General features: G+C 43.8%; 33 protein-coding genes and 1 pseudogene. 25 read left to right on the top strand and 9 right to left on the bottom strand.

Translation table 11 applies throughout. The features are described 5' to 3' along the window. Window positions 1-83 precede the first annotated feature (83 nt). Together N186_RS02900 and N186_RS02895 are read left to right on the top strand one after the other, a co-directional pair. Window positions 84-356 (top strand): hypothetical protein, encoded by a 273-nt coding sequence (locus tag N186_RS02900; RefSeq protein WP_020962281.1) that lies wholly within the window; start codon window positions 84-86, stop codon window positions 354-356. Continuing rightward, window positions 357-1,010: a DUF47 domain-containing protein gene (locus N186_RS02895; RefSeq protein ID WP_020962280.1), complete on the top strand. Its 654-nt coding sequence runs from the start codon at window positions 357-359 to the stop codon at window positions 1,008-1,010. Between the two features lie 10 nt (window positions 1,011-1,020). On the opposite strand, the gene N186_RS02890 is transcribed toward N186_RS02895, so the two are convergent. Further along, window positions 1,021-3,411, bottom strand: a complete 2,391-nt coding sequence (locus tag N186_RS02890) for a DNA-directed DNA polymerase (protein WP_020962279.1) — start codon at window positions 3,409-3,411, stop codon at window positions 1,021-1,023. Window positions 3,412-3,491: 80 nt separating this feature from the next. Next, window positions 3,492-4,109: an archaeal proteasome endopeptidase complex subunit beta gene (gene psmB, locus N186_RS02885; RefSeq protein ID WP_020962278.1), complete on the bottom strand. Its 618-nt coding sequence runs from the start codon at window positions 4,107-4,109 to the stop codon at window positions 3,492-3,494. Between the two features lie 63 nt (window positions 4,110-4,172). Here psmB and N186_RS02880 point away from each other — a divergent pair, with 63 nt between their 5' ends. From N186_RS02880 to N186_RS02830, 11 genes are all read left to right on the top strand, one after another. Next, window positions 4,173-5,198: an NOG1 family protein gene (locus N186_RS02880; RefSeq protein ID WP_020962277.1), complete on the top strand. Its 1,026-nt coding sequence runs from the start codon at window positions 4,173-4,175 to the stop codon at window positions 5,196-5,198. Window positions 5,199-5,246: 48 nt separating this feature from the next. Then, window positions 5,247-5,798, top strand: coding sequence for a 50S ribosomal protein L15e (locus N186_RS02875; RefSeq protein ID WP_020962276.1), 552 nt, complete (start codon window positions 5,247-5,249; stop codon window positions 5,796-5,798). After that, entirely contained in the window at window positions 5,776-6,258 is a 483-nt protein-coding gene (locus tag N186_RS02870) for an RNA-binding domain-containing protein (protein WP_020962275.1), read from the top strand. Before N186_RS02875 ends, N186_RS02870 begins: the two co-directional genes overlap by 23 nt. 13 nt (window positions 6,259-6,271) lie before the next feature. Further along, window positions 6,272-7,042: an RNase P subunit p30 family protein gene (locus N186_RS02865; protein WP_020962274.1), complete on the top strand. Its 771-nt coding sequence runs from the start codon at window positions 6,272-6,274 to the stop codon at window positions 7,040-7,042. Further along, complete coding sequence (locus tag N186_RS02860; protein WP_020962273.1) at window positions 7,032-7,349, top strand: hypothetical protein; 318 nt, start codon at window positions 7,032-7,034, stop codon at window positions 7,347-7,349. Before N186_RS02865 ends, N186_RS02860 begins: the two co-directional genes overlap by 11 nt. Window positions 7,350-7,378: 29 nt before the next feature. After that, window positions 7,379-8,284: a ribose-phosphate diphosphokinase gene (locus tag N186_RS02855; protein WP_020962272.1), complete on the top strand. Its 906-nt coding sequence runs from the start codon at window positions 7,379-7,381 to the stop codon at window positions 8,282-8,284. Beyond that, a complete protein-coding gene (locus N186_RS02850; protein ID WP_020962271.1) occupies window positions 8,265-9,227 on the top strand; it encodes an eIF2B alpha/beta/delta subunit family protein in 963 nt (320 codons plus the stop codon). The genes N186_RS02855 and N186_RS02850 overlap by 20 nt, the downstream gene beginning before the upstream one ends. A gap of 6 nt (window positions 9,228-9,233) precedes the next feature. Beyond that, window positions 9,234-10,223: a ribose 1,5-bisphosphate isomerase gene (locus N186_RS02845; protein WP_020962270.1), complete on the top strand. Its 990-nt coding sequence runs from the start codon at window positions 9,234-9,236 to the stop codon at window positions 10,221-10,223. 42 nt (window positions 10,224-10,265) lie between these two features. Next, on the top strand, window positions 10,266-10,820 hold the full coding sequence (locus N186_RS02840) for a phosphoribosyltransferase (RefSeq protein WP_020962269.1): 555 nt from the start codon (window positions 10,266-10,268) through the stop codon (window positions 10,818-10,820). Between the two features lie 89 nt (window positions 10,821-10,909). Beyond that, window positions 10,910-11,467 carry a DNA replication complex GINS family protein gene (locus tag N186_RS02835; protein ID WP_020962268.1) on the top strand — a complete coding sequence of 186 codons (558 nt, stop codon included), beginning with the start codon at window positions 10,910-10,912 and terminating at the stop codon, window positions 11,465-11,467. 65 nt (window positions 11,468-11,532) lie between these two features. Beyond that, window positions 11,533-11,964, top strand: coding sequence for a translation initiation factor IF-2 subunit beta (locus N186_RS02830; protein WP_020962267.1), 432 nt, complete (start codon window positions 11,533-11,535; stop codon window positions 11,962-11,964). Here the strand turns inward: N186_RS02830 and N186_RS02825 are convergent. From N186_RS02825 to N186_RS02810, 4 genes are all read right to left on the bottom strand, one after another. Next, window positions 11,951-13,105 carry a tRNA (guanine(10)-N(2))-dimethyltransferase gene (locus N186_RS02825; protein ID WP_020962266.1) on the bottom strand — a complete coding sequence of 385 codons (1,155 nt, stop codon included), beginning with the start codon at window positions 13,103-13,105 and terminating at the stop codon, window positions 11,951-11,953. The genes N186_RS02830 and N186_RS02825 overlap by 14 nt on opposite strands. Before the next feature lie 61 nt (window positions 13,106-13,166). Continuing rightward, window positions 13,167-14,090, bottom strand: coding sequence for a helix-turn-helix domain-containing protein (locus N186_RS02820; protein ID WP_020962265.1), 924 nt, complete (start codon window positions 14,088-14,090; stop codon window positions 13,167-13,169). Between the two features lie 61 nt (window positions 14,091-14,151). After that, on the bottom strand, window positions 14,152-14,853 hold the full coding sequence (locus N186_RS02815) for a fibrillarin-like rRNA/tRNA 2'-O-methyltransferase (RefSeq protein ID WP_020962264.1): 702 nt from the start codon (window positions 14,851-14,853) through the stop codon (window positions 14,152-14,154). Further along, entirely contained in the window at window positions 14,850-16,121 is a 1,272-nt protein-coding gene (locus tag N186_RS02810) for an NOP5/NOP56 family protein (RefSeq protein ID WP_020962263.1), read from the bottom strand. The genes N186_RS02815 and N186_RS02810 overlap by 4 nt, the downstream gene beginning before the upstream one ends. 104 nt (window positions 16,122-16,225) lie before the next feature. Here N186_RS02810 and N186_RS02805 point away from each other — a divergent pair, with 104 nt between their 5' ends. The 5 genes and pseudogenes from N186_RS02805 to N186_RS02790 all read left to right on the top strand — a co-directional run bounded on the left by N186_RS02805 (window position 16,226) and on the right by N186_RS02790 (window position 19,186). Continuing rightward, window positions 16,226-16,510 carry an H/ACA ribonucleoprotein complex subunit GAR1 gene (locus tag N186_RS02805; protein WP_020962262.1) on the top strand — a complete coding sequence of 95 codons (285 nt, stop codon included), beginning with the start codon at window positions 16,226-16,228 and terminating at the stop codon, window positions 16,508-16,510. Then, window positions 16,507-16,575 (top strand): annotated as a pseudogene (locus N186_RS09905) (hypothetical protein); the annotation flags it as partial. The gene N186_RS02805 and the pseudogene N186_RS09905, both read left to right, overlap by 4 nt. A gap of 195 nt (window positions 16,576-16,770) precedes the next feature. Beyond that, the gene (locus tag N186_RS02800) at window positions 16,771-17,346 is read left to right on the top strand and encodes a transcription initiation factor IIB family protein (protein ID WP_020962261.1); all 576 of its coding nucleotides are present in this window, start codon (window positions 16,771-16,773) and stop codon (window positions 17,344-17,346) included. A gap of 146 nt (window positions 17,347-17,492) precedes the next feature. Then, a complete protein-coding gene (locus tag N186_RS02795; protein WP_020962260.1) occupies window positions 17,493-18,437 on the top strand; it encodes a coiled-coil protein in 945 nt (314 codons plus the stop codon). Window positions 18,438-18,493: 56 nt separating this feature from the next. Next, a complete protein-coding gene (locus N186_RS02790; RefSeq protein WP_020962259.1) occupies window positions 18,494-19,186 on the top strand; it encodes an orotidine 5'-phosphate decarboxylase / HUMPS family protein in 693 nt (230 codons plus the stop codon). A gap of 10 nt (window positions 19,187-19,196) precedes the next feature. On the opposite strand, the gene N186_RS02785 is transcribed toward N186_RS02790, so the two are convergent. Further along, window positions 19,197-19,982: an ATP/GTP-binding protein gene (locus N186_RS02785; protein WP_020962258.1), complete on the bottom strand. Its 786-nt coding sequence runs from the start codon at window positions 19,980-19,982 to the stop codon at window positions 19,197-19,199. Between the two features lie 109 nt (window positions 19,983-20,091). On the opposite strand from N186_RS02785, the gene N186_RS02780 reads away from it, so the two are divergent. Genes N186_RS02780 through N186_RS02765 form a run of 4 tightly spaced genes read left to right on the top strand, consistent with a single transcriptional unit; the run spans window position 20,092 to window position 23,146 of the window. Then, window positions 20,092-20,505, top strand: coding sequence for a helix-turn-helix transcriptional regulator (locus tag N186_RS02780; RefSeq protein WP_020962257.1), 414 nt, complete (start codon window positions 20,092-20,094; stop codon window positions 20,503-20,505). After that, a complete protein-coding gene (gene thpR, locus N186_RS02775) occupies window positions 20,498-21,061 on the top strand; it encodes an RNA 2',3'-cyclic phosphodiesterase (RefSeq protein WP_020962256.1) in 564 nt (187 codons plus the stop codon). Before N186_RS02780 ends, thpR begins: the two co-directional genes overlap by 8 nt. Continuing rightward, a complete protein-coding gene (cca, locus tag N186_RS02770; RefSeq protein WP_020962255.1) occupies window positions 21,048-22,418 on the top strand; it encodes a CCA tRNA nucleotidyltransferase in 1,371 nt (456 codons plus the stop codon). The genes thpR and cca overlap by 14 nt, the downstream gene beginning before the upstream one ends. Further along, entirely contained in the window at window positions 22,406-23,146 is a 741-nt protein-coding gene (locus N186_RS02765; protein ID WP_020962254.1) for an RIO1 family regulatory kinase/ATPase, read from the top strand. The genes cca and N186_RS02765 overlap by 13 nt, the downstream gene beginning before the upstream one ends. A gap of 15 nt (window positions 23,147-23,161) precedes the next feature. Here N186_RS02765 and N186_RS02760 read toward each other — a convergent pair whose 3' ends face one another. Continuing rightward, the gene (locus N186_RS02760) at window positions 23,162-23,626 is read right to left on the bottom strand and encodes an Lrp/AsnC ligand binding domain-containing protein (protein ID WP_020962253.1); all 465 of its coding nucleotides are present in this window, start codon (window positions 23,624-23,626) and stop codon (window positions 23,162-23,164) included. A gap of 123 nt (window positions 23,627-23,749) precedes the next feature. On the opposite strand from N186_RS02760, the gene N186_RS02755 reads away from it, so the two are divergent. The 3 genes from N186_RS02755 to N186_RS02745 are packed head-to-tail and all read left to right on the top strand — an operon-like array spanning window position 23,750 to window position 24,961. Further along, window positions 23,750-24,256 carry an SAM-dependent methyltransferase gene (locus tag N186_RS02755; RefSeq protein ID WP_020962252.1) on the top strand — a complete coding sequence of 169 codons (507 nt, stop codon included), beginning with the start codon at window positions 23,750-23,752 and terminating at the stop codon, window positions 24,254-24,256. 46 nt (window positions 24,257-24,302) lie between these two features. Further along, window positions 24,303-24,593 (top strand): RpoL/Rpb11 RNA polymerase subunit family protein, encoded by a 291-nt coding sequence (locus N186_RS02750; protein ID WP_187147050.1) that lies wholly within the window; start codon window positions 24,303-24,305, stop codon window positions 24,591-24,593. Next, window positions 24,590-24,961 (top strand): ribonuclease III family protein, encoded by a 372-nt coding sequence (locus N186_RS02745; RefSeq protein ID WP_020962250.1) that lies wholly within the window; start codon window positions 24,590-24,592, stop codon window positions 24,959-24,961. The genes N186_RS02750 and N186_RS02745 overlap by 4 nt, the downstream gene beginning before the upstream one ends. A gap of 12 nt (window positions 24,962-24,973) precedes the next feature. Here N186_RS02745 and N186_RS02740 read toward each other — a convergent pair whose 3' ends face one another. Continuing rightward, a complete protein-coding gene (locus N186_RS02740; protein ID WP_020962249.1) occupies window positions 24,974-25,126 on the bottom strand; it encodes a 30S ribosomal protein S30e in 153 nt (50 codons plus the stop codon). Window positions 25,127-25,194 lie beyond the last annotated feature (68 nt).

Genomic DNA, 25,194 nt, shown 5'->3' with positions numbered 1-25,194 from the left:
TAGATTCAGTATGCCTGAACATGTATTTTTATCCTAACTGCGAAAAAAATAATTATTACAAGCGTTTACATTCATGAGTCCGTATGGCTATGCAACGCAAGGAAAGAAGGCTAAGGCTCCGATGGCGCGAAGAGGTCCCGGCTGGCAAAGCATTCATGCACCCCGACACAATGAACGAGCTCTCGATATCCTCGGACATAGAAGTAGTTATAGCCGGCAAGAAAAAACTCTACTTCACAGCCATGCCAAATGAGTCTGTACCACGAGGAGAAGTCTGGTGCAACACCGATGAACTTAAAAGCAATGGCGTCGCAGACAACTCGATAGCTACTATAAGGGCGAAAAGGGTGGAATAAATGTCCAACCTATCCATCGCGGACGCAAAACTAATCGCGACATTGAGGAAAGAGCTCCAGCTCTCACAGGAAATGCTAGAGGAGATACGGAGGATAATAAAGACTATTAATGACGAGAAGTATCGGGAGGACCAGAAGGCACGGATAAACAGGATACAGAAGGCAAAAGAAGAAACAATAAATCTCCAAACAGACTACCTGAGCTACTTAACGAAGGCCTCGCGTGCACTGATGCATCGCGAAGAATGGGTAAGAATTGGTTCACAGATCCTCGCTGTAATTGACAAGTTGAGCGGGATATCCTACAGGCTGGGATTCCTGACGGACAAAAACTGGATTATCCCCGAAAATGTCGCAACAAACCTCGTCAAGATATGCGACAACGTCTCAGCAATGACCGAGCTACTCAGCCAGGCTATGAACAAGTTGCTCAACGACCCCTCTCAGTCGCTAGGAGACCTGAGAAAAATCGCCGAACTCGAGCACGCCAATGACGCGCTATACAGAGAAACAATCTTCGAGGTTCTTGGGTCCAATATCTCAAGCGGAACAATGCTCCTGCTAACAAGCATAGCAGAGATGCTGGAAGACAGCTCTGACACCCTCTACGACATCGTGAACAACCTCTACATTATACTCTTAGAAATCACCTAGAAACACTGAGCTAGAAAAAGTCTGTCAGGGAAGCCTGTTTCTTGCCTCCCAAGAAGTGTTCTTCTCTCACACCGAAATACTCAAGGATTCTCAACGCTGCCGGTATGATTTGACGCTTAACATAGTAGTCTATGTCTATCTCGTCTGGAGACTTTACGGCAACATAGGGCTTCGCTTTTTCAGAAACCTTGCCGGAGCCTTTAACGACTATGTATCCTATCTTGGACCCCTTGCCAACCCTGTAGCCAAGCCTCTTGAGTTCTCTTGCTGCCTGAACATGGGGGGCGTCAACCTCGTATTCTTCTAGGTCCTTTGAGAGAGTTTTCCAGATTATTAGTTTCTCGAGGGGAACTTTTCCTCTGCTTAGTTCACCTATGGTTTTCTTTACGTAGTCCACTGCCTCCCATGGATCCTCTTCTGTTAGAACTATACGGACGACTTCTTCCTGTATGTCCTTTGATATCTCTGCCCAGTCTCCACGAACAGCCTCGAACCCAACAACGTCTATCCTGCCGTCTGCAAGCAGGCCGCAATACTTTTTCTTTGCCTCTGTGAAGAACACCTTTGAATACACCTTGTCTACCTTTATCTCGAATCCTAGCTCTCCCTCGACAAACTCTATTAGTTTTGCAACTTTTTCTTCATCGTTTTTTACAAATACGCTGTCTGTGTCGCCATAGATTATTTCCAGCCCGAGCCCCTCGGCGTAAGAAATAGTCTTCTTGATTAATTCGCGTCCCCAGGCAGTCGTAGCCTCGGCAACCTCTCTCTTGTACCACCGTGCCAGGCTCCAGCCACTATAGCCATACGTCGCGTTAGTAATTACCTTTATGGCTTTTTGTCTCTCATCGAGTATCTTGTATTCGTCGCTTTTGACGTCGAGCCTCTTCATGGCTTCCCTTATTTCTTTCCTAGCCCTTATCAAGCTCTCCAAGACAACCCGATAGAAACCGGGAGGCTCCTTTCTGAAGCGGTGGCCAACTTCTGGGGCGACCCACACCATATCCCTGGGGACATCCTCGTCCGGCGGAACATATGTGTCAGGAGAGACGTTGTACTTTATCATCACGTTTGGATACATCGAGGAAAAGTCCAGCACCGCGATGTTCTTGTGTATTCCAGGCTTCGGTTTTAGAACGATTGCGCCTTGGTATGTTTCTTCACGTCTCTCCTTCACATTTGGAACAAGCTCATTAAATCGATACGCCTGCCTGATCAGGAACCATTCAACCCTGTTCCCAACCGAAGCGGCAAAAACCTGGTCAAGGGGTAGCCCAACGAGGCTCGAGAGTTGTATTCCAAAAGGTAAAACTACCTGTCCAAGCAGGTACGTGCTCTTCGCGTCGTCCAGCGCATACTGCCTTAATATAGGCCTCTTTGACGTGTCGTCCCAATATTCATATATCCTATTGGTGTCTATCAGTATCCTCCTCGACTTCGGAACCACGCCCAAGAATTCGGCCACATTCTCTAGGGTCTTTATTTTTACTTCTTGCAGGTCGCCAGCGTAGTCGTATAGATCTATGTTTGCCCTGCCGACGACCGAGAAATGCCCATAGACGCTTTGCGCTGGTTCTCCCATGTTTCTTCCCAGTTTGAGTTTCACATTATTTACATGTGCCCGCTTGAGTAGGTATGGCCAGTCGAAGAGGTTCGTGTTGTATCCGAATATAATGTCTGGGTCGTATGTTCTCAGGTCTTCGACGAATTCTTCAATTAGTCTTCTTTCTCCCCCGTTTTCTGCCGTGAAAACTTCTTCCCCAGCGTCGTGCATCCTGCTAATAATAATTATGGGGTCTCTTTCTGGGTCAGGCTCACCATATTTATTATAGCACTCAATATCAAACGCATAGGTTCTCAGCTTTGGCGCCCTTTTTTCGTCAAGTACAGTAATGTCACCGACGACTTCATATGCCTCATCTACTTGCCAGCCCCTTGGAACCTCTACTTCGCGAACCTTTGCCTCTAGCCATGAGCTAGGGAGAATCCCCTTGTCAACCATGTATCTCATATAGAACCGAATGTCTGCCTCCAGGACTTCCCTTATGCCGGCTAAACTCGCCACTGCTTCTCTGGCTTCTGGGACGGTTCGTGGATTGCTGAGCGTGACTTTAATTGCTGTGACGGGCCTTCCAAAGTACTTTTTCTCGACTCGATCAATACTGAGAACCCTGTATGGCTGCAATTTTTTCTTTATTATCTCTATGTTTCCAGGGTCTGTCAAGACATAAAAGTAAGGTCTAAAGTTTTTCTCTACTACAACTATCCTTTTGTCATCTCTAGTTACTCCCCACATATAGATTATGGGCTCTTCATCTATTACGTCGTAGTTTATGTCTAGTAGCCAAAACTCTACGCTTGAAACTCCATTAGAAAGTGTTTGAGTAAAGCTTGTCGCCATAGTATGCTACAGTATTTTACATGAAGCACAATGATTTAAAGTTTAGAGTTCTAGAAGAAACCTTGGAAAAATCGGAAAGGCTATTTGGAAAACATTTTTTCTATGTCTCCCACGGAGTATGTCTGCTCATATGTCTTGTCTTTGCTGATGACAAGCACGTCCACGCCGTCGCCGCTAGACGCGTCCCTCTTCATGGCCGCGTAGAGGGCTTTTATGGCAAGGGTTTTTGCATCTTCCACCTTCATGTCGGGCTTGTACTCTGCCTCAATGATGCTTATTGCAAGCTGTGTTCCAGAGCCAAGGGCAGAATAGTTGTCCTCAATTATTGCACCTATAGGGTCAAGTGTGTAAAGATGAGATCCCTCTTCATCTATCCCGCCCACAAGGATCTCGGCATAATACGGGAACAATCTTCTCTCATAAAGGATATAGGAAAGTGTCTTTGCAACTGTTTGGACCTTTGGCGAGATTCCAGAGTCGAGCTCGTACAGCCTCATCTCTGCCTCGATTATCCTAGCAAGCGTCTGCATGTCAGCCATCAATCCAGCGCTGGCAAGTCCCATTTTGTCCAGTATGAGGTAGACTTTTTTCCCGCTTTTACTCATTAGGTAAAGCTGATAAGCTACTCTCTTCTCGGCAGCTAGAACAACGCCCCCGTCAACCTTTATGCCTACTGTTGTGCCTGGTAATGCCTCCATACACTTCGCCTATGAAGAAAGAAAGAACACACATATAAAACTATGTCTGTGGATACATATTGAATGTGTGCAGAGATAGCTAGGCTGAAGCAACAGATGGTGTTTGCACCCAAGACTTCTAGCGAGCTTTTCGAACAAATGGTCAAACAATGTAGAAAAAGGACGACGAAAAAAGGCGCAAACAAGCTTGAGACTAGGAGGATAAGAACACTTGAATGCATCAAGTCGGCAACAAGGTTTGCCGCAGGTAAACTAAAGAATGTTGCATTAAAGAGCCCATTCGTTGAGGATCTTCATCCATTTTTCAGAGAACTCCTCGAGATAAGTGTCAATATAGAGGACTATAAGAGTTGTGCCTCGCGTGTCTACAGTGCGTCCAAACTCATAAACAGGATTGGACGCGGCTATATTATAAAAGTTAAACGAAGCCAGAAAACAGATGAAATAGTTCGTTTCGAGAGAGAGTTCTTTGGCAGGACATATTCTATTCTAAAAGATATTGAAGATTGTCTTTCAACTGTCAGGAACTTCCAGGTAACCTTTCAAAACCTTCCCGATATAGATGTCTCCCTTCCAACCGTTATAATAGCTGGTGCCCCCAATGTTGGAAAATCATCTCTACTAAGGAGACTATCTAGGGCGAAGCCCGAGGTAAAACCATATCCATTTACCACCAAGGAACTAATCGTTGGCCATCTGGAACACTTGCTTGGAAAAATCCAATTAATAGATACCCCCGGTCTTCTGGATTCTCCACTAGAAGAGAAGAAAAACGTAGAGAGAAAGGCGGTCATCGCCTTGAAACACATTTCCAACCTTGTACTGTTTATCGTTGACCCAACTGAAACATGCGGCTTTTCACTCGACTACCAGAAAAAAGTCCTAGAAACCGTTAGGTCAATAGTCAGCTGTGACGTTTGGATAGTATTGAATAAGGCGGACATAGCTTCCCCCTCACACGTTGAAAACTTTAAGAAGAAATTTAACATTAATGAATTTTTTATAATATCCGCCGAAAAAGGAGTAAACATTGACAAGCTAAAAAACGAGATTATAGAGTATTTTCAAAACAGAAACGCCAAGATTTAACAGGAAAACTTATAAACAGGGTTTTACTGAAGAGCAAGGGATAACAAAATGGGGTATCTAAAATACATGGCCGAACAGTGGAAAAGACCCATGCAAGGTGAACACGCAGAATTAATGAGGCAAAGGATGCTTATCTGGAGGAGAGAGCCAACAGTCGTGAGAATCCCGAAGCCAACCAGAATTAACAGGGCAAGAGCACTGGGATACAAGGCCAAGCAGGGATTTGTTGTAGCACGCGTAAGGATTCGCAAGGGCGGTCTAAATAGGCCGCGTCCATCCAGCGGAAGGAGACCAAAGAGAATGGGTGTGTACGGCTATTCCCCACACAAGAGTGCACAGCTTATTGCAGAGGAAAAAGCCGCTAGGAAGTTCCCGAACCTTGTTGTGCTAGGGTCTTACTATGTCGGAGAAGACGGAGTATACAAGTGGTACGAAGTGGTAATGGTCGACCCGAACCACCCCGCAGTAAAGAAAGATATTGAGCGCCGCTGGGTATCCGGATACAAAGTAGAAAAAGCACGGCCATCCCGAGAATTATTGCTCAAGATACTTTCCAAAGCCAAGCTAGATGTAGAAAATGAGCAGAAGAACACACAGTAATTCAGTAAGCAGGATAGAATTTTCCTGTTTTGTCCATGCAACTGAAGAAGAATCAAAAGTCACGAATGCAGTTTTGAACCTTTTTCCAGAGGAACTAAGAGAAGATGTTACTAAAAATATCTATAAAATGGTTACTCATGGCTACCATGGAAACCCTATAGTCATCTTGCGTGTGTTATTGTCGAGCGAAAAGGACTCCGAAAATACTTTTTCTCACATAGTTTCTAGCCTAAGCGAGGACGATTTTCAATCACTTGTGTCAACTATACCGGAGAGATTTGACCACGGCAAACTGTACATACGCGTTGACAAGCAAAAAGCATATGGGGGAAACGTTTCTCTTAGCGAGAGCGACGACGTAATAAGGATTGTTGTCTCTTTGAAGCCACACTTAAGAAGTCCCCAAAGTATTGAAAACTTCCTGATTTCGTTGAGAAAGGCTCCAACCCGCGCCGCGTAAGAGGAGCCCATACATGAGTAAAAAAGCCAAGTACATAGATGCTTACGCCGCCGAGCTACCTCTAGATAGGCTTAAAGAATTGTCGGGAGAGGACCTTCACAAATGGATAAACGACACTTATTCTGTTGCTGTTGAAGCCGGATATGCAGGGTGTGCCGTTACCACTAGAATTACTAGGTACAAAGGGGACTTGTATCTTCTTGTAAGGAAATTCGATGAAGCGGTTGCAAATACCAGGGAAGAAGGTGCACTCGTATTCTCGCGTTGCCACATTGAAGTAACGAATCAGCCAGAACTCAAAAGGATTCTAGGAAACATTAGACGCTATTGTGACTTGATATCTGTATCTCCACAGGACAGGCAGCTAATGGCCTTCAGTAGTAGGGATCATAGGATAGATGTCATTAGTCTGCCCCCAGAAAAGGCTCCCCCGTTTTTTTCAGGCGACATAGTAGAATTAAAGGCTCAAGAGAAGCTCATCGAAGTGACAGTCTCAAGTCTTTTCTCCGGCAACATGCTTAACCCCTATCGGATAAGGGCGCTGAGAGATTCTCTGAAAACCATCAAAAAGAAAAATCTCAAAATAATAGTATCAACGGGTCCCCAGCAGATATATTCGCCGAGGGATCCCAGGGCATTAATCAGCTTTGCAAAAATTTTCTTGGAGATCGACCAGGCAAAGCTTTCAAAGGACATGTCTGATGGCATATATAAAAGGATAAGTGAAAACCAGCTGAAGAGGAGCGGCAAGATTCCTGTTAGAGGTGTAGAGATTGAGAAGTAAAAAGAGATACGTTATACTGCGGTTGAAAAGTAATCTTCTCCAGACAGAAAGTCCCAAAGATATACTCAAAGGATGGATACAGGCGCTCTATGGGATTTATGGGCTTTCTAGGATACATCTAAAAGAGGTTTACAGTGACGAGAGGAACATATACATATACAGCATAAATGCCGATGCCAAAGACCTTTTCAGGTCAATTTTCATCCTAGACGACAATAACTTGTTCAGGATAATCCGTGTGACTGGAACACTTCGTAAAGCCAAAAGAATTGTTTCCTCGCTTCCAGGACTAGAAGCCAAGCAATAAACTAATATGTAGATGCATAAGAAAAACTTGTGGAACAAATAGTAATCATCTCTGGAAGCCAAGCGAATGCCCTGGCGCAAAAAGTAGCAAGCCAGCTAGGTATTCCTCATTACCCCTCTACCATCAGATACTTTCCTGACGGAGAACTATATTTAAGGCTTCCCACAGATGTTAAAGGAAAGAAAATTATATTGTTCGAGAGCTTTGCGAGGCGTCCCAACGACGCTCTCGTTGAAACAGTATTTTTATCGGAAACTCTGCATGATAAGGGTGCAGGCGAAGTAATACTAGTGGCCCCATATTTACCCTATCTTAGACAGGACTCCGAGTTTAACCCCGGCGAAATTGTCAGCGCAAAAATGTTTTCCACCATGCTCTCCAAGGCCGGAATAGATGCCCTTGTCACAGTTGACCCTCACCTTCATAGGTTCAAAGACTTGTCAGAGCTCTTTAAAATGAAGACGCTTAAAGTATCAGCTATGCCTCTATTAGCCGAGTACTTTTACAACTATCATCAAGAGGCGCTTGTCGTTGCTCCCGACGAGGAAGCAGAACAGTGGGCTAAACTTTTCTCTGGAAAAGTAAACGCGCCCTACATTGTTTTGGAGAAACACCGCTTTGGCGACACTGAGGTCGAGGTCTCGGGCAGTATACCCAAGGGAACTACAGCGGTTATAGTGGACGACATTATTAGTACTGGCGGCACAATTGTTGAAGCCGCAGAGAAGCTTAAGGAACACGGCTTCACGTCTATACACGTATGTGTCACACATGCTCTGCTTGTCCAGGATGCCGAGGCAAAGATATTCCAAGCTGGAGTTAAGAGCTTGATAGCTACTGATACAGTTATTAATCCCTATATGCGTGTTTCTGTAGCAAAAATCATAGGTGAGGCTTTGGAGAGGTTAATGAGCCATGTTGGAAACAGAGCTTGACAAGGTAATAAATGGTAGAATCTATAGCTCAACAGAGACAGTTATCTATACGCTTGAACTTCTTGGGAGAATTCTCAAAGAGAACCGGAACCCCACACTATTCGTCAACTCGCTAGAAAGAATCCTGAAAGCCAGACCAACAGCCTCAATGCTGCAAAACGCCGTACGGTTACTAACCAACAATCTCGCTGTAACGGAGATATCTACACTAGACGACTTTATTGCCTCGTACGAGAACACTCGACAAGCAATAGTAAAGAAGATTTTCTCAGATATCGAAGAATCCTCCACGATAGCTTCCCGCAGACTCGCAAACAACGACACAGTCATGACAAACTCCTATAGTTTATTTGTCAAGAGAACAATCGAAAAGGCTGTAGAAGAAGGCAAAAAAATCAAAGTGTACGTGACAGAATCTAGGCCAACGGGAGAGGGGGTGAAATTTGCGGCAGAACTTTCAGACAAAGGGATAGAGACCTACCTCATTGTCGACTCTGCTGTAAGGTTTTTCATGAAGGAAGTAGACAAGGTTCTTCTCTCCAGCGAAGCAATATCTGCAAATGGCGCCGTTGTAAACAAGATTGGTACGAGCCTTATCGCCCTAGCCGCCCACGAGGCCAGGGTTCGGGTCTACGTGGTATCTTCCACGTTTAAATTTAGCCCTGAGACCCTTGTCGGCGAGCTAGTAGAGATCCCAGAAATAGAGATTAGCGAATATATGCCTGAAGGTTGGGAAAAGTTGAAAGCGCTGAAGCCTAAATCTCCATTGTTCGACGTCACACCGCCATCATACATTGACGCCATCATTACAGAAAAAGGAGTAATAGCGCCCGAGTTTGCCGTCATGATGTTTAGGGAATCATTTGGATGGCCACACTCCTTGGCAAAGTATCAGGCTGACATAGACAAGCTAAAAGAGAAAATCAATAAACTCACAGGGTAATTTCTCATGATCAAGGAGACGGCTTTGTTCCCCCAACAAGTATACCAAATAGCCAATGATATCAGGGACATGAAGATAAGAGGAGCCGGGAGAATAGCAAAGGCCGCCGCGGAAGCCCTGAAGATTGCGGCTGAAAGCTACAAGGGCGAAGACCTAGAAGACTTCAAAAGATATATTAAGGAAGCGGCGAAGCTTCTCACGTCTACACGTCCCACAGCAGTCTCGCTACCAAACGCGGTTAGCTGGGTTCTAAAGGCACTAAACACCAACGTGAACACTTTACAAGCGGCCAGAGAAGCTGTAATCAATCAGGCCAACTCCTTTATCCAGTATGCAGACCAAGCTCTGAGAAAAATAGCAGAATATGGCGAAAAAATGCTTAGAGACGGAGACACAGTTCTAACGCACTGTAACAGCTTGGCGGCAATTAGTGTCATAGTTGAGGCTCATAAAAAGGGCAAGAAATTACATGTTTTCGCAACTGAAACTCGACCCATGTACCAGGGCTACATCACTTCTGAAATGTTACTAAAAGAAGGCGTCAACGTGACACTTATCCCTGAGTCCTCGGTGAGACAGATAATCAGGAAGGTTGACAGGGTCATCGTTGGCGCAGACACAGTGGCGGCAAATGGCGCCGTTGTAAACAAGATTGGTACGAGCCTTATCGCCCTAGCCGCCCACGAGAGAGCCGTAGACTTCTTCGTTGCCACAGAGACATTCAAGTTTAGTCCTTACACACTAATAGGCGACATCGTCCCCATAGAATTCAGGCCGCCCAGCGAAATCGTAGGCGTCGACTTCTTAAAAAGTCATCCCAATTTGAGGATCCTTAATCCAGCGTTCGACGTTACGCCACCCAACTACATCACGGGCATAATAACGGAGCTCGGTATAATACCCCCAAAGGCAGCGGCCATCATCATAGAAGAAATGTACGGGCGCCCAGTCATCAGTTCCGAAATATTGGGTCGCGTAGAGGAAGATATATCCTAGGAAAACCGAAAGAAATATTTTTCTGGAGAGAGAAAAAATAGTATGGAGAAAACTGAGTTTGTCTATATCTCGTGGGAGCAACTCTATCTTGACACCCTAGAGCTCTCTAAAAAAATTGCCCATTCAGGATACCGGCCCGATGTAATGGTTGCTATAGCTAGGGGAGGCTGGGTTGTCGGCCGAATTCTTTCGGACCTTTTAGGTATACGAGAGGTATACGCGGTTACTGTAAAGTTCTACAGGGACGTAGCTAAACCTGGAGACAAGCCAACTCTACTGCAAGAGCTGAATGTAGACTTGGCGTCTAGGCAGATACTTGTCGTAGACGATATTGTAGACACTGGCGAAACACTGAAAGAAACACTTAGACACATTTTGGACAAGAAACCACGAGAACTAAAAACAGCTGCTCTCTACGTTAAGTCTTGGTCTCCCATAAAACCTGACTTTTATGTTCGTGAATATTCAAGCTGGGTCGTGTTTCCGTATGAGATTAGAGAAACACTCAAAAATGCATCTCTGCCGCAAGGCCTATTATCAGAGCTGAAGAAAGCCGGGCTAACCGAGGAGATTCTCCGAGACATTTTAGGTCAATAATGTGTAGTTTCCTAGGAAGCCAAGTGGAAGCCTTGTTCTGCGCGCTAAATATAAATTGTCCAGTTCCCCAGATAAAATGATTCGGCTTAATGAGTACGGATTTGCCGGCAAAGGTTTACAATGTATTCAAGAGAGAGTTGACCGAGATTAATCTCCAAACGCTTGAGCCTGAATTCTATCAAACGGTTTTGAAGGCGATAGAAGAGCTAAAAAAGGATTCACAGATACGTATAACTGTTTTACAGACAATTAGGATTCTCTTTCTAATCCGGCTTAAAAAAGAAATTGATCTAATCATTAGAGGCGAAATGGATAAGTTGCGAGAACTCCCTCCAGAGGAAAAAGAAATAATAGACAAGATTCTCTCCACGATGTCGCAACGTGAAGGAGGCCGTCCTCCAGTGCAACCCTCAGAGTTACAGGAAACTAGTAAACCAATAAAAGAGGTAAAAGAGAAACAAAAAGAAGCTCCCAAAAAGATGGAAATGTCCCTCGTAACATTTTTAGAGCCTTACTCTATGATTCTGGACAAGGACTTCAGGGGAGGACCCTACAATAAGGGAGATACAGCACATATACCAAAACGTCTAGCCATAGAGCTCGAGAAAAAAGGAGTCGTAGAGATTATAGAGATTACAAGTGAGTAACGAGTAACTTACCTACAAGCGTAACTCTTATTACTCTGTAGTGCATAGGGAGAAGGGGTCTACCAGTGGCTACAAGTGAAGGCTTCATGAGTTACGATGAATTATTGGAAAGAGGCTACAGTCTGTTACCAAAGAGAAGGAAAAGAAGCCAAGGCGAAAGGTTTGTTTTGCCATCCTTTGAGGTCAGCAAAGTGGGCAAAAAGGTCTATATTCACAACTTTAAGGAGGTTGCAGACCTTCTGAACAGAGATCCACCTGTACTTTTGAGGTTCATACTAAGAGAGATTGCCCTGCCGGGTGTTTATGAAAACGGTGTCGCAGTTATACACGGCGAAGTTTCGCCGCAGACTCTAAACAAGTTGCTTGAAAGATTTTTCAACGAATACGTGAAATGCCCAGTATGCAATGCTCCTGACACATTCCTCGTCAAGGAGAAGAAATTCATGTATATCAAGTGCATGGCCTGTGGCGCTGTTTCCCCAGTTAAGCCGTTCTAAGGATAGCTACTATATCATTTATGTTGGCATCTGTCTTGAAGCCCTTGGGTTCAAAGTGTGTAGGTGAAGCCCTAAAACCTGCATTCACGAGTTTCTCTATAGTTTCTTCTGTTGTCATTTCTTTTAGGGAATAAGTCCCCGCCAGTTTTTCTGTGGTAAAATAGAAAGGCGGCATCTCATTCTCACTCAGCATTAGCGAGACAATTTTTTCTCCATTCTTGCATAGATCCATGTTCTGTTCTCTCTCCCTGTAAATCTCTAGCACCGTCTCTACCATTTTTTGTGATGCAAGATTAGATATCCAGAGGGGACCACCTATAAGCCATTCATTACCAGCGAGTCGAAAATCAAGTAGCTTTACCGCTTTCCGGTCTAGGCTCGATGGGTTGTACCATACAAACCCTATTGAATCAATTAGCCCACTGTAATGGGTCTCTCTTCTCAGTACGATGAAACATGTCCTAATATGGTGACTATGATAAAAAGAAAACACGGGGACAGCTGTTCTCCGGAGCTTTGCAGCTTCGCGTGCCACAAAATAAATCATTATTCTGACGGCCAGTTCACGGGAAAATTCTGTCAAAATACTCTTCGCAAAATACTTGCGGAGACATGTTTTGGGGAACTTGCCTAGAAGAGGGGGTAGATCTGTAGCAGTTACACAGAGCATACCCTTGTGTTTTAGGGACCGAATAGCAGGATCTATGAATTCTGCAGGGCTACCAAAGGGGTCGATATCTACAATGTCTATACCTCTCAAGGAGGCTAGCAACCTTACAGCATCTTCGTTGCGTATCTCTACTGAATCTGAAACATTATTGATTTCAACATTTTCACGTATAATCTCAACTGCTCGAGGATTTAAGTCGTTCAGTATAACCTTTGAAACTGCCGTGTTTTCAAGCAAGTACCTTATACCTCTAATGCCAGTGGCGCTCAAAGCGTCTACAACTACAAGGCTTTCTTTGCCAAGCAGTCTTGCGTATGCCTGAATAATTGAGGATGAAATATCGCGGGAACACTTCATCCTCGGATTATAGAATACGGGTGCCCACGCTGGATCCTTATATTTCTGTGGCGAGTAGACGAGGAATGATCCCTTACCTTCCCTCACTGTTATTATGTCGCTCTTCACAGACATGCGTAAAAATGAAGGCTTAACGCTTTATTGAACTTTTATCCCCAGCGATTTAGGATACTAGTTATTCGATGCTAAACTGTCTAGAAATGGGGGTTCTAGCCAAGATTTCTCGGATTTTTTCTATTTTCTGCTTATCTAGGGTTATTAGGTTTTCATCATCGCTTGCTGTCTCCGTATTCTCTTCTCCTAGTACAATAGTGGGGGTATGTGTTGCTTTAGAGATCTTGGAAATTTCTTCTAGCTCCTCGTCTTCCTGGATACCAGTCTTCACTGCTATCCTGTGAAACATGCTCGTGGAAACCTTGAACCCAGCATCGAAAGGAGCTTTGTCGAAGAAGTATTTCTCTTTTATCATATCTTTTAAAAACTGGATGAGCCTCTCAATGTCCCTATTTTCCTTGCCAGACTTCGTGTTTTTTGTCTCGACAACTGTCTCTTTTTGGGGAACAAGTTCTTTTAGAGACTCAATATTAAGTCTTTCAAATACCTCGTCTCCAATTATCTCCTCAAGCTTTGAAGCTATTTCCAGGCTTACGTCACTTACCCCCTCCTCGTAGTAAGCAACAGCCTTGATTGACACCCCTAGTTCTCGTGCCAAACGTGTCCTCGAGATACCCTTTCTTTCTCTAATCTCTTTAAGCTTTTTCCCGTCTATTTTTACGAAGATCCCTCCCTTATTCACATATATAAAGTAGCTATTTCTCCCCTCTATCAGGGATTCAGCTGTTTTCTCGCTAACCACAGGGATATTGTGTCTCGTGTAAACTACTTCTTCTTCTATGTTTTCTCCCTTATACTCTTCTGCCACTATGAGTGGAATGCCGTTCAAGAACTTGCTAAAAGATTTGAGATTATCTGCAATGCTTTGTGGAACACTGTAGGCATCCTTTACCTTTTTTGTCGCAATAACTTCACGAGAAACTACCGTAAGCTCATCAACACAATAATTAGGCTTCTTGAGCTGAATGTGTATCTTGTCGACCATAGTGTCTGTTTCTTCTAAAGAAGAAATACCGCCTTTATTTTTAAACTTTTCCCAATAAACCTTACGTCTTTTCTGCTATCACGAACGCGTGTGCCTCATCGTACGGCTCTAAGTGTTTTACATCCTTTACTTTGTAGCCTCTTTCTTCTAAGTGAGAGATTTCCTTTTTATAGGTCTCTGAAGGAGCCGCTGTTACATCGATACTCATAGCCTTTATTGCCATCATGATGTGGCCACCCTGCTTTAGGAAAAAGTCTGCGTTGTCTGCCACATACTTTGCCTGGAACGGCTGGGCTATGTCGGCATAGACAACATCTACGAGTTCAACTATATGTGCGTATTTGGCTGGGAACCGGGCATCTGCGAGGAGCGGTATAACGTTTTTCCTGTACTTGGCAACTTTTTCGACAAATTCACGCATCACACGTGGGGCAAATTCGACACCATACAATATACCGCTGGGACCAATAATGTCGGAGACGTGGCTTGGGGTTGTCCCAGACGCGACGCCTAAATAAAGTACTTTTGTTCCCGGCTTTATCGGGTTTAATTCTATACCCTTTAGTATGGCTCCTGCAAGCTTGCTTCTATACGGGTTCCATGTCCTTAATTCCTTGTTCTCAAATGGTATCAACATTTCATCGTAGACCTTGACGCCTGGCGCAAGGCTCGCTGTAGCTAGTCTTTGCGAGCCGTCCTCGAACTCGACTACATAGATTCCTTGAAACTTCTCGTGTTCACGTATCCTTATTGGTCTAATCACTTTCTCTCACCTCTACCTTTTTCAAATTTTTTCTTTTCAAATTTTTTGCCGTGGCCCTCTCTATGTCCCTCTTTCTTGGGGGGCCTAGGTGGTTTCGCAGGGGGCTTTGCATACAGTGTCTTGATCTCTTCTATTCTCTTTTCAAGGTCTTCTCGAAGCTCGTCTGCCCTATATTCACCTGTGAAAGCATCGATTCTGGCGGCTATTGCTAGTTTCCCTGCGAGGGCCCTTGCAATTTTACCTCTTTGCCACTTTGGCGCCTTGTGGATGTATGGATGCTGGAAAATGACACCGTGTTTCGGCGGCTTGGCCCCGAAGCGTAGCGCCCTGAAGAGAGCCTTCTCAGCCCCCAGAACCTGGATAGTGCTTGCTGGCATTCTCGCCAATTTCTCTAGTCCACCTGCGAGAGATATTAATCTGGCGCCGAGAACCGAGCCAACTATTCCTCGTATGTTTGGCGCGACCTCATACATAGCTTCATCGATGTATTTCTCGAGTTTCCTACGAGCGTCGTAGAGCTGTAAACCTATGTCTGATACCAGCCGGAGCGCCTCTAAATCGAAGCTTGTTAGTTCTGCCCCCATGCTAGAGGATGCCGCGTCAACAATTTTCTTAATAACGTCTTCTTTGAATCCAAGTTTCTCTAGTGCTTCCTTTGTAATTTCGTTTCGTCCACCAATCTTGCTGACGATTTTGAAGTAGTCCTCGTGGTCCTCCACTATATCGTTGAGTTCTGGGAAATGCAGGCTATACCATTCACGCACTCTTGAAGCGAATAAATTGATTGTTTTGTTGATGTCGTCTAGAGCATTTACTGCCTGTGCTATGTATAAGTCTCTTTTCTCTGCTTTTTCTCTCACTTTTAGCCTCGAAAGAACGTTTGTGGCTTGCCAGACTATATTGTAATATTCCTCTGGAGAAACTCCACACTTCTTGGAAATAATCTCTACTTGTTGGAGCCTTATTGCTCTGTGAACTTTGTTTGATGGTGCAACACGAATATTTAGACTTGGAAACTTTTGAGAAACCCTGCGGGCCAAGTCTTCGTCCTCAAGTATCAATACGTAGTCTTTCCCGCCTGTAAACTTTGAGAACACCTTGTCTAAAACGTCATCTGGCAAGCTGGCATTCTCTATGCTATACAGAATTTGTGCCAGCTCGTTTGGAGTCTTGTCTTTGAACAAGCAAATTACATCCATAATATTCTTTTCGTCACTTGAAAGTATTACTCCGAGTGGCGTAAAGTGAACGTAGACTTCCTGAGGCATGCAACATTCACAGTTATGTAGCCTTTAATCTAACATTTATAGGTTTTTGTCTTGGCCCTTTCCAGATAATAAAGTTAAATTACTTGCCTGTGTAAAGTAATCCTATGCAACTCATTGGTCGTGTAAGGCTACTCTCGAGAAACAGGAATCTTGTAGTTGAAGCAAAAAATGCGCCACCGATAGGAGAAAAAGTCTACGATGAAAAAGCTATGCTGGTCGGCTATGTGTACGACGTTATAGGTCCAGTTTCTTCCCCCTTTGTATTGGTCAAAGTAGACGCGTCACGGTGGAAGCCAGAGTCACTTGTCGGTAAAATGCTCTACTGGACGGGTAATACCTCAAGAACAGGTGACCAGGCACGACGCAAAAAAGCAAAGGGCAAGAAATAACTTGTCCAAACTGTGGCCTAAAGGTTGCCCCCATAATTAATGCAGAAACAGGAGAATATGTTTGCCCAAACTGCGGGTATGTTTTCCCAGAGCAGCTATTACAGGAAGGAAGATCAGCAAGATCAAAAGAAGAGTTCCAGAGAAAGGTACATGACCATCCCATAAAGCGTGGAATAGACACTACACCTCCGGAAATCGCAGAGAAACATCGTATCGCTCAAAGAATTACTAGAAGTGGAGTCTCACGCGAAGAAAATCTATTGTATCAAACAGAGGTAATTGCTAAGAAAGTCAATCTCCCCCAGTACATCATTGAAGAAGCAAAAGAAATCTTTACTAGGCTACACAAACAGGGAATTCTGAAAGGGAAAAACCACAAGGCCATAATCTCTTCAATCATCTACTTCGTTTCTGCTAATTCGGAAAACATAAATGTCTCTTTCAGGACGCTTGCAGAAATAACAGGTGTATCAGAGTCCAAGATAAGAAAAACCTATAGATACTTGCTGATGAATGGCTATCTCCAAAGCAAAAGGTCTTCATTGGCAAAGCCAAGCAAATATATTTCACAAATAATTTCCTCGCAAGAATTTTCTCAACAAAAATCTCGAATAAACCTCTCTCTCCTAGCACAATTCGCCGACGAACTGGGAAGTCTACTGCACGGAAAAAAGCCTAGAGGGATAGCGGCCGCGTCTGTATACATTTTTTCTACCATGCTTGATACGAAATTTCCTCAGTCAAAAATTTCAAAACAGGCAGGAGTTTCATCACTGACCTTGAGAAGAATAATAAAAGAAGTAAGCCAGAAATTCTGTGTCATAGTTGAAGTATAGACCTAATCTCCATTACATCATAAGATAAACAGCCCAAAAATTTTGATGATGCTTCGTTTAAAACTACGAACACTTTAAAGCAAAGATTTATAAGTGAAGCGGTTAAATCCACGAATTGCAAAACGACTACACAAGGCGCAGAACATATGTCTGCAGATACAGAATCCATCGAATCACTAAAACAACAACTGATCGACCTCAGGCAGAAATTACAGGAAGTCACAGGCAAAATGCAGGATGCCAGGGCAAAAAGGGACACAGCAAATAGCGAAGTAAAGAGGCTATCAGCCGAGCTGAGAACCCTACGTGAACAATATCAACAGCTAAAGCAACAGATCTCTACAGTTGCGGAACAGAAAAAGAGTCTATACGAGAAGCTTTCTAAGCTAAGGGAGGATAGAAAAGCAAAGACAGAAGAGCTCAACCGCCTCAGGGAGGAACTAAAACGCCTCAACGTTGAATACAAAAACTTGAGGAGCTTCATTGGCGCAAAAAGAATAGATGAAGACGAGCTTAGAAGCAGGATAGAACAGCTAGAATGGCAGTACCAGACAACCACTTTGCCGCCAGAAGTCGAAAAAATCGTAATTAACAAGATCCGTAGCCTCGAGTCAATCTATGTCAACGTCAAGCATCTGAATGAGCTCAGATCAAAAATAGACGAAATCAGAAACAAGATCCCTGCCCTCAAACAAGAAATACAACAGATAAATGAAGAGCTGAAAAACACGGTGGCAGAGTACTTGAAACTCAAGGAGTCAATGCAGAACTTGAAGCAGCAAAGAGAAGAACTCGTCAAAAAGATAATATCGCTCAGACAGGAACGTGACAGGATTAGGGAAGAAGCCAACCAGCACCACCAGCTCTACATCTCTTTGCTGAGCGAGGAGAGAGCCATTAGAGAAGAACTCGAAAGAGTATCCATCCTGTTAAAGGCAAAAGAGCTTGCCAGACACATCGATGAGAGGAGGAGGCTGCTACAAGGAAAGGCACTAGAGGCCTTCGAGAAATACCAGAAAGGCGAACCAATAACCCTCGAAGAGTACAAGCTCCTAGCAGAATTCAACCTACTAAATCTCAAGCAACAGTAGCCAGCTACCCAGCACAGCCAGCCAAAACTTTAAAACTATAGGGACATGCTTATTTCGTGTCGAGAAAATACAAGCTCCAGATAGCGATCGACTTAGTCGACGAAGAACCAGCCCTGCAAATTTCTTCACTGGTAAGTCAGGCATGCAAGCAAGGCTTGATTCCTGGAGAAAGAATAATTATAGAGGCTGGTACCCCCCTCATAAAAATGCTTGGGCTCAGGTTTCTCCCGAAACTTAAGCTAGCCTCTGGCAACTTACCAGTCCTCGCAGACCTAAAAACAGCGGACGTTGGAGAGCTCGAGGCCTCTCTAGCATACAGGAACGGGGCAGACATAGCATCTGTCCTTGCACGTGCCCCGCTTGCAACTGTAAAGTCTTTTCTTAAAACTAGCCTCGAATACGGCAAACAAGCAGGAGTAGACTTTATCGGTGTGCCTCTACAAGAGCTTAGAAGAGAAATAGAAAAAACTCTAAAGGTAGCAAAGGAGACTAATTTCCCAGAAAATAACCTTATTCTTTACCTACACAGAGGGATCGACGAGGAAACAGCAAACATAAACTTTTTCCAGGAGCTGGTAAGCATAGTGAAGACTGTTAGAGAGACCTACCCGGATGTTCAAATCGCGATTGCAGGCGGATTAACGCCCCAAACCATGAAACAAGTGTCTGTCCTAGATCCAGACATATATGTAGTGGGAAGGTACATTACACAGTCTCCGAGTATTGAAAAAGTTAAGGAGTTCTTCTAAATGTAGTTTTTTACTCTTCAAGCTCTTCTTTTTCGAAGTCCTCGCCGCCACGATATATTTGATGGAGGTAATAATAGACTTCTTCAAAATTTTCACTTAGCTTTGAAGAGACAGGTATGAACGGTACGATTTCCATATATTCAGACAGCATCCTTGCAATTTTTCTCGTGAAATCCTTGTCAACTGACTCTATGCCTTCCAGGGCATTTTCTAATGCATCTTTCTCGGAGACCCATTTCGCTATTTTTTCTCTTTCTTTCTGATCCAGGAGGTCGATTTTGTTAATGAGGGCTAAAAGGGGAACCCTGAAACGGTAGTAAACCGAAGACGAGAGAAAGATCTGCGACAAGAAGTCGTAGGGCTCCATGCAAATTGTTGCATCAATCAAAAATACTGCTGAGCACTTCCTATCCAAAGGACAAAGCTCCTTAATAATGTACCTTCCGCTCTGCCTATAAGCGAATATCTCCATTTGCCCCGGTGTGTCGACTAGGACATATCCCTCCGGTAGCTCGTTGACCTGGTCCGTGACTTTATCTAGATACTCAACTGCGAGATCAAGTGAAGCTATAATTGCACCATTCGGGCCAAGATCATATTTTTCCAATACATCACGCACAAATACAAATTCCCTAATATCTATGTCTGGGTCATATTCGAGCGATTCTACGGCCGGATCCATATTTATGGTGGATACAGGAACGTTCTGGGACAAAAGCCAGTCTTTAAAGCTTGATGTGAAAGTGCTCTTTCCAGAACCAGCTGGACCAATTATGAATACCAGCAAGTGTTGCATGCTTTCTACCCTAGGAGAATAATCATTTTTTCATAAATAAATTAGCTTTTAGCGCGCCAATCGAAGACAATATATTATTGTTCTTATCAAAATAAAGTAGGGGGATAGTGTGGCACCAACTACAAGAGCCTTCACCGAGGAAAAAGACATTGAAGAGCTAGAAGAAAGCTCGGTTCAATTTCAAGCTCTAGAGCGACGTATACTCGAGATACTGAGGGAAGCCGGAGACAACGGGATACTTCAAAGAGAAATATGGAAAAAACTCGACCTAGACAGTAGAAAGGGTTTAAAGATTCTTAGAAAGCTAGAAGCACAGGGCCTCCTAGTAAAAGAACAAGTGACGTATAAGGGGCGGAAAACCTATATTCTCAGGTTAGCGAGAAAACACGAGGAGATAAGGCTTCCAGATTTCTTGGACAATATACCATGTTTCTACTGTCCATACCTGCAAAAATGTGCATCTGGAGAAAGAGAAATATATTCGTGCCCAAAACTCCAAGAGTGGCTTGAGAAAGATGACTGAGCTCATCCGTAGCTTTATCGCGGTGAAAATTGAGGCCCCAGAAACCGTGGCACGCATAGGCATTCTCCAACAGGATCTACAAAAATCAGGCCTCCACGCCAAATTTGTGGAAACAGAAAACTTTCATCTCACCTTAAGATTTCTAGGCGAAATACCATTGACAACATTAGAAACAGTGAAAAATAGGCTTTCAGAAGTCAAGTTTCACCCGTTTAGGATTTCCCTGAAAGGCGTAGGCGCTTTTCCGGCAATGTCGAGGCCAAGGGTTCTCTGGATAGGAGTAGAGGAAGGAGCAGAAGATCTAGTATCACTGGCGAATCAAGTTAGAGGAAAACTTGCATCCATAAAGCTCCCAGAACCAGACGAGGATTTTCACCCACATCTTACCATTGCTAGACTCAAGGGACCTCTCAACGCTGAGGCTAGGAAAATAATTGACTCCTCTAAAGATTTATTATTCGGGACCCAAGAAATAAAGTATTTTGCGCTATATCAGAGTATCTTGACGCCTAGGGGTCCAATTTACAAGGAGCTAATGAGGTATGAGCTATCCTGAATGTCTAGAAAAAGTTGTTAAACAGATAGAGCCCTCCCCAGAGGAAAGGAAAAAGATAAGTCAATTGGCAGACAAAGTAAGGGTACTTGTACAGCAAAGTATTGGAGAAATAATTGGAGATGAAACAGTAAAGGCCGAGTATCATGGTTCTTATCGGCACGATACATGGCTTAGAGGCAAGGCAGACCTAGACCTCTTCGTCCTCTTTCCCAAAAGATACGCCCTCGAGGAAATGAGCCAGCTAGTAAAGAAGGTTGCCCACAGCGTTGCCGGAGATCTGAACGCGTACGTAGAGGAACGCTACGCATCGCATCCCTACTATACACTTGTACTACCAGATGGACAAGAGGTAGAACTGGTCCCAGCCTATAGGGTTTCCTCCTCTCAAGAAGTCACAACACCTGTCGATAGAACCCAGCTACACACAGAGTACCTAGAGAGGGTTTTGTCAGAAAAACCGCACCTCAAGGCCGAAATCAGGCTCTTCAAGAAGCTCTTGATGAATCTAGACATCTACGGTGCCGAGCAAAGCGTACACGGGTTCTCGGGGTATCTCGCTGAAATTCTTGTCACATATTTTGGCGGTCTAGAGAATCTCCTCTTAGCAGCGGCGAATTGGAGGCCGGGAAAAATCTTCATTCCTCCATCTCCCGAGGCCAGAAAACTCTTCCAGGGCCAGCCAATAGTTGTAATCGACCCCGTCGACCATAAGCGCAATGCGGCGGCCTCGGTTAGCCAAGAAGCATTATCAAAACTTATTCTGATAGGAAAATTATTCTCAGAAAACAAAGACATTATGTGTTGCCTGCTGGACCCCCCAAACCTTAGAGTTACATTCGAGGAGCTCGTCTCGGTTCTTAACTCCCATGACGTCCTTGTAGCTATGGCGACAAAGTATCCAAAGCTTCCTGAAGACGCACTGCTTGCAAAGCTTCAAAGGATAGCTAGAAAATCCTCAAGTGCAATGGAAAGCTACGGCTTTAGAGTCCTTAGAACACATGTAACAAAGATAAATGGGTCTCCGGCAATATTGTTCTTTTTTGAAAACATGGTGCAGTCTCCTATTTATCTGCACATGGGTCCACCCGTCTGGCACCCGAACAGTGTCGAATTCGTCAAAAAATGGGCTTCAAGACATATCGCTCCAATAATAATCGAAGGAAGAGTAGCAGTATTGAGGAAGAGAATACCACTTGACCCTCGAGACTATTTGCTAAAAGCTCTAAAGAGCTACCCTGGATTCTCATGGGAGATAAATAAACTGAGAGACATTGTTTCGTATCTTCCGCAGGAATACTATGTCGAGGTTTACCGATGGGTTACCGGTGTCGAGAACTGGACAATGTGTATACAATAAACGAGCTCAGCACTGTCCTGTGCTACCCTTCCAGAGAACTTACATGTGCTATAAGACGATGCGTAGAGCTAGGCTTGCTGGGAATACGAACCCTTTGCCTCGGAGGGGGAAGTGAAGTCTATGGAAAAAGAATAGTTGGGAAAGGGACAACGGCTCTCGTTGTTAAAGGCTTTCTTAGGGGCGAACCTGTGGCCGTAAAAATTAGGAGAACAGATGCTAATCGGTTCTCACTTCTGCACGAGGCCAAGATTCTAGAAAAAATCAAGGGAACAAACATTGGGCCTGAATTGTTAGCGTCATCCAGAAACTTCTTGGTATGGAGATTTATAGAGGGGCTTGACTTTGCCGACTGGTTGCAAGGTATAAATTCCCGAGAAGAATTACAAGAGACATTCCATAAGATTCTCTATAAGCTTTACCTCTTAGACACTATTGGCATAGCTCATAACGAACTGTCGAGACCATTTAACCATGTAATTATAGATCCGTGGAAGAGGGAGCCCTACATTATAGATTTTGAATCTGCCTCTGTTTCTTCTAGGAGATCAAACCTTGCGCAATTCATGGGATATTTTCTAGGCGAGTGGTCCCATTTACCAGAAAAGCTCTCGAAGAATCTAATGCTAGACTCCAGCAAGATCCAGAAAATCAGGTTTCTGCTTAGGGAATACAAAAATGAAAGAGAAATGAGACTGGTTGAAGAGATAAATGAAATCCTGTTTTCTTGAAGCAAATTTGAGGAGCTACTTTAATGTCTCGATAACCACGTAGGTTTTTGTTTCTCTTACGCCGTCGATCGTATTGATTTTGTCTAGAACTTCGTCCAGCATAGGCTGTGACACTTGTAAAATGACGTCTATGTCGCCTGTTACTCTGTAGATTTTGTCGACTGGTAGTTCTTTGATGGCCTCGTATGCTGGTAGCCTTTTGGGTGGATCGAGCTTTACAAAGATGAAAGCGTCTCCCCTCTGTTTGCCTATGATTGGCAACACGTTTTCTGTTAGGTCTATGAATCCTCTTCCTGTTCGTATGTAGCCTAGCTCCTTCAGTTTCCTTAAATGTATATTTAGCGCTTGGCGGGATATTCCAATGTCCTGTGAGATTTTTAACTGTGTGTCAGTGACTGTGAATACTCTCATTGGCTTGCTTTTCTTGAAGAGATGCTTTATCAGTTCGATTTGTTTTTCTGTCAGGCTCGTATGAATCACGTTGTTATAAATGTAAAGATAAATATATACTTTTGTTCACTTGCTCAAGACAGAAAATCATCATACAATGACATTGCTTGCCAAAGAAAAATGATAAATTGCTGAATTAATGTTTTTTTGACTATGTCAACTATCGTCCCCTATGTTCCGAGCCCCTATGAGGTCATAAAGAAAGCATTGGAGATCGCTGGTCTAAAGCGTGGCGAGCTCTTTTTGGACCCTGGATGTGGAGATGGGCGTTCCCTCATAATTGCTGCAAGAGATTTTGGGGCAAGAGCTGTGGGTATAGAGATTAGGAAAGACCTGCTTGAACGCGCCTACAAAAATGTTATTGAAGCGGGGGTATCCGATAACGTACTAATCGTGAATGGGAGTTTTTTTGATGTGGCTTTTCCTCCAGCAGACGTAGTTTTCCTATATCTTCTGACAAGTGTAAACGAGAAACTAAAACCGAAACTGAAAAAGGAGCTAAAACCCGAGACAAGAATAGTGTCACACGATTTCCAGATAACGGGATGGAAGCCTGTAAAAATACTAGAGGTAAATGAGGGTGGAAGGTCACACACAATCTACTACTATATTGTCGGTGAGAGTTCACGCGAGGAAGAAAAACAATCAGTAAAGATATAATAAAATTAATAGCAGACCCTCAAAACATGCACAAGAGGTGTTAATAGTGAGTGCTACCCAAAAAACAGCAATATATGTAGAGAAATATACGCAGAATTTCCTTGAACTAAAAATTGAGGGAGAAGGTCACACACTCCTAAATCTTATCGTAGACGAGTTAAACAGCATACCAAATGTCGAAGCAGCATATAGGGTTGAACATCCTTTGCTGAAGACTGCACGACTAATGATTAGGACCAGTGGGTCCAAGTCTCCTCTTGACGCTTTTCGAGAAGCAACAGAAAATATAAAGAACAAGCTCGAGGAACTAAAGAAGCAGGTAGCCCAGCATAAATGAGTCTTGTAGGTTCCCCCGCGAACTTCAAAAAGATACTTTCAAACAAGAAGCTAGCTCTTCTTGGCGACGCAATTGTTAACTTTATAGCTTCAGCGGCACTATCACTGCAGAAGGGTGCAACTGGGATAAAAGTTTCGGGAAAGATCCTCCAAAGTGTCTATAGCTTGTCTATCCTTGCGACGTTAGACATAGAGGGGATTGATAAGGGCGAAGCCGTGGAAGCTTTTCTAGCTTATGCATGGCTAAACAACATGTTCACGTGCGAGGATGGGGTAAAAGTTGTATACGGATCACTTAAAAAGGGGAAAAACTTAGACGAAGCTCTCGCTGGGTTAATCGATAAAGTATTCAAAGAACATTTGACCTGAATCAAGTATTTCTTATTGATTTGCAGACTGTGCGTAAAGTATCCTTCTTTTATAGTTCCTGTAGTTCCTTCTTCTTGGAATGAGGTTCTTCTTGGGTTTCGGTGGAATCTTTGGAGTTGCATTTCTAACTTTACCAGCCTTAGTCAAGCTTCCGTGGGACGGCATATTGATCCGATGCATGTATGGGTAAAAACGTATATAAAGCTTATGGCCGGAAAGCGTCCCAGCAAAAA

The sequence above is a fragment of the Thermofilum adornatum genome (assembly GCF_000446015.1).
In the GTDB taxonomy this organism is placed as follows: Archaea; Thermoproteota; Thermoprotei; order Thermofilales; family Thermofilaceae; genus Thermofilum; species Thermofilum adornatum.
This window is presented reverse-complemented; position numbering and strand designations above follow the sequence as displayed.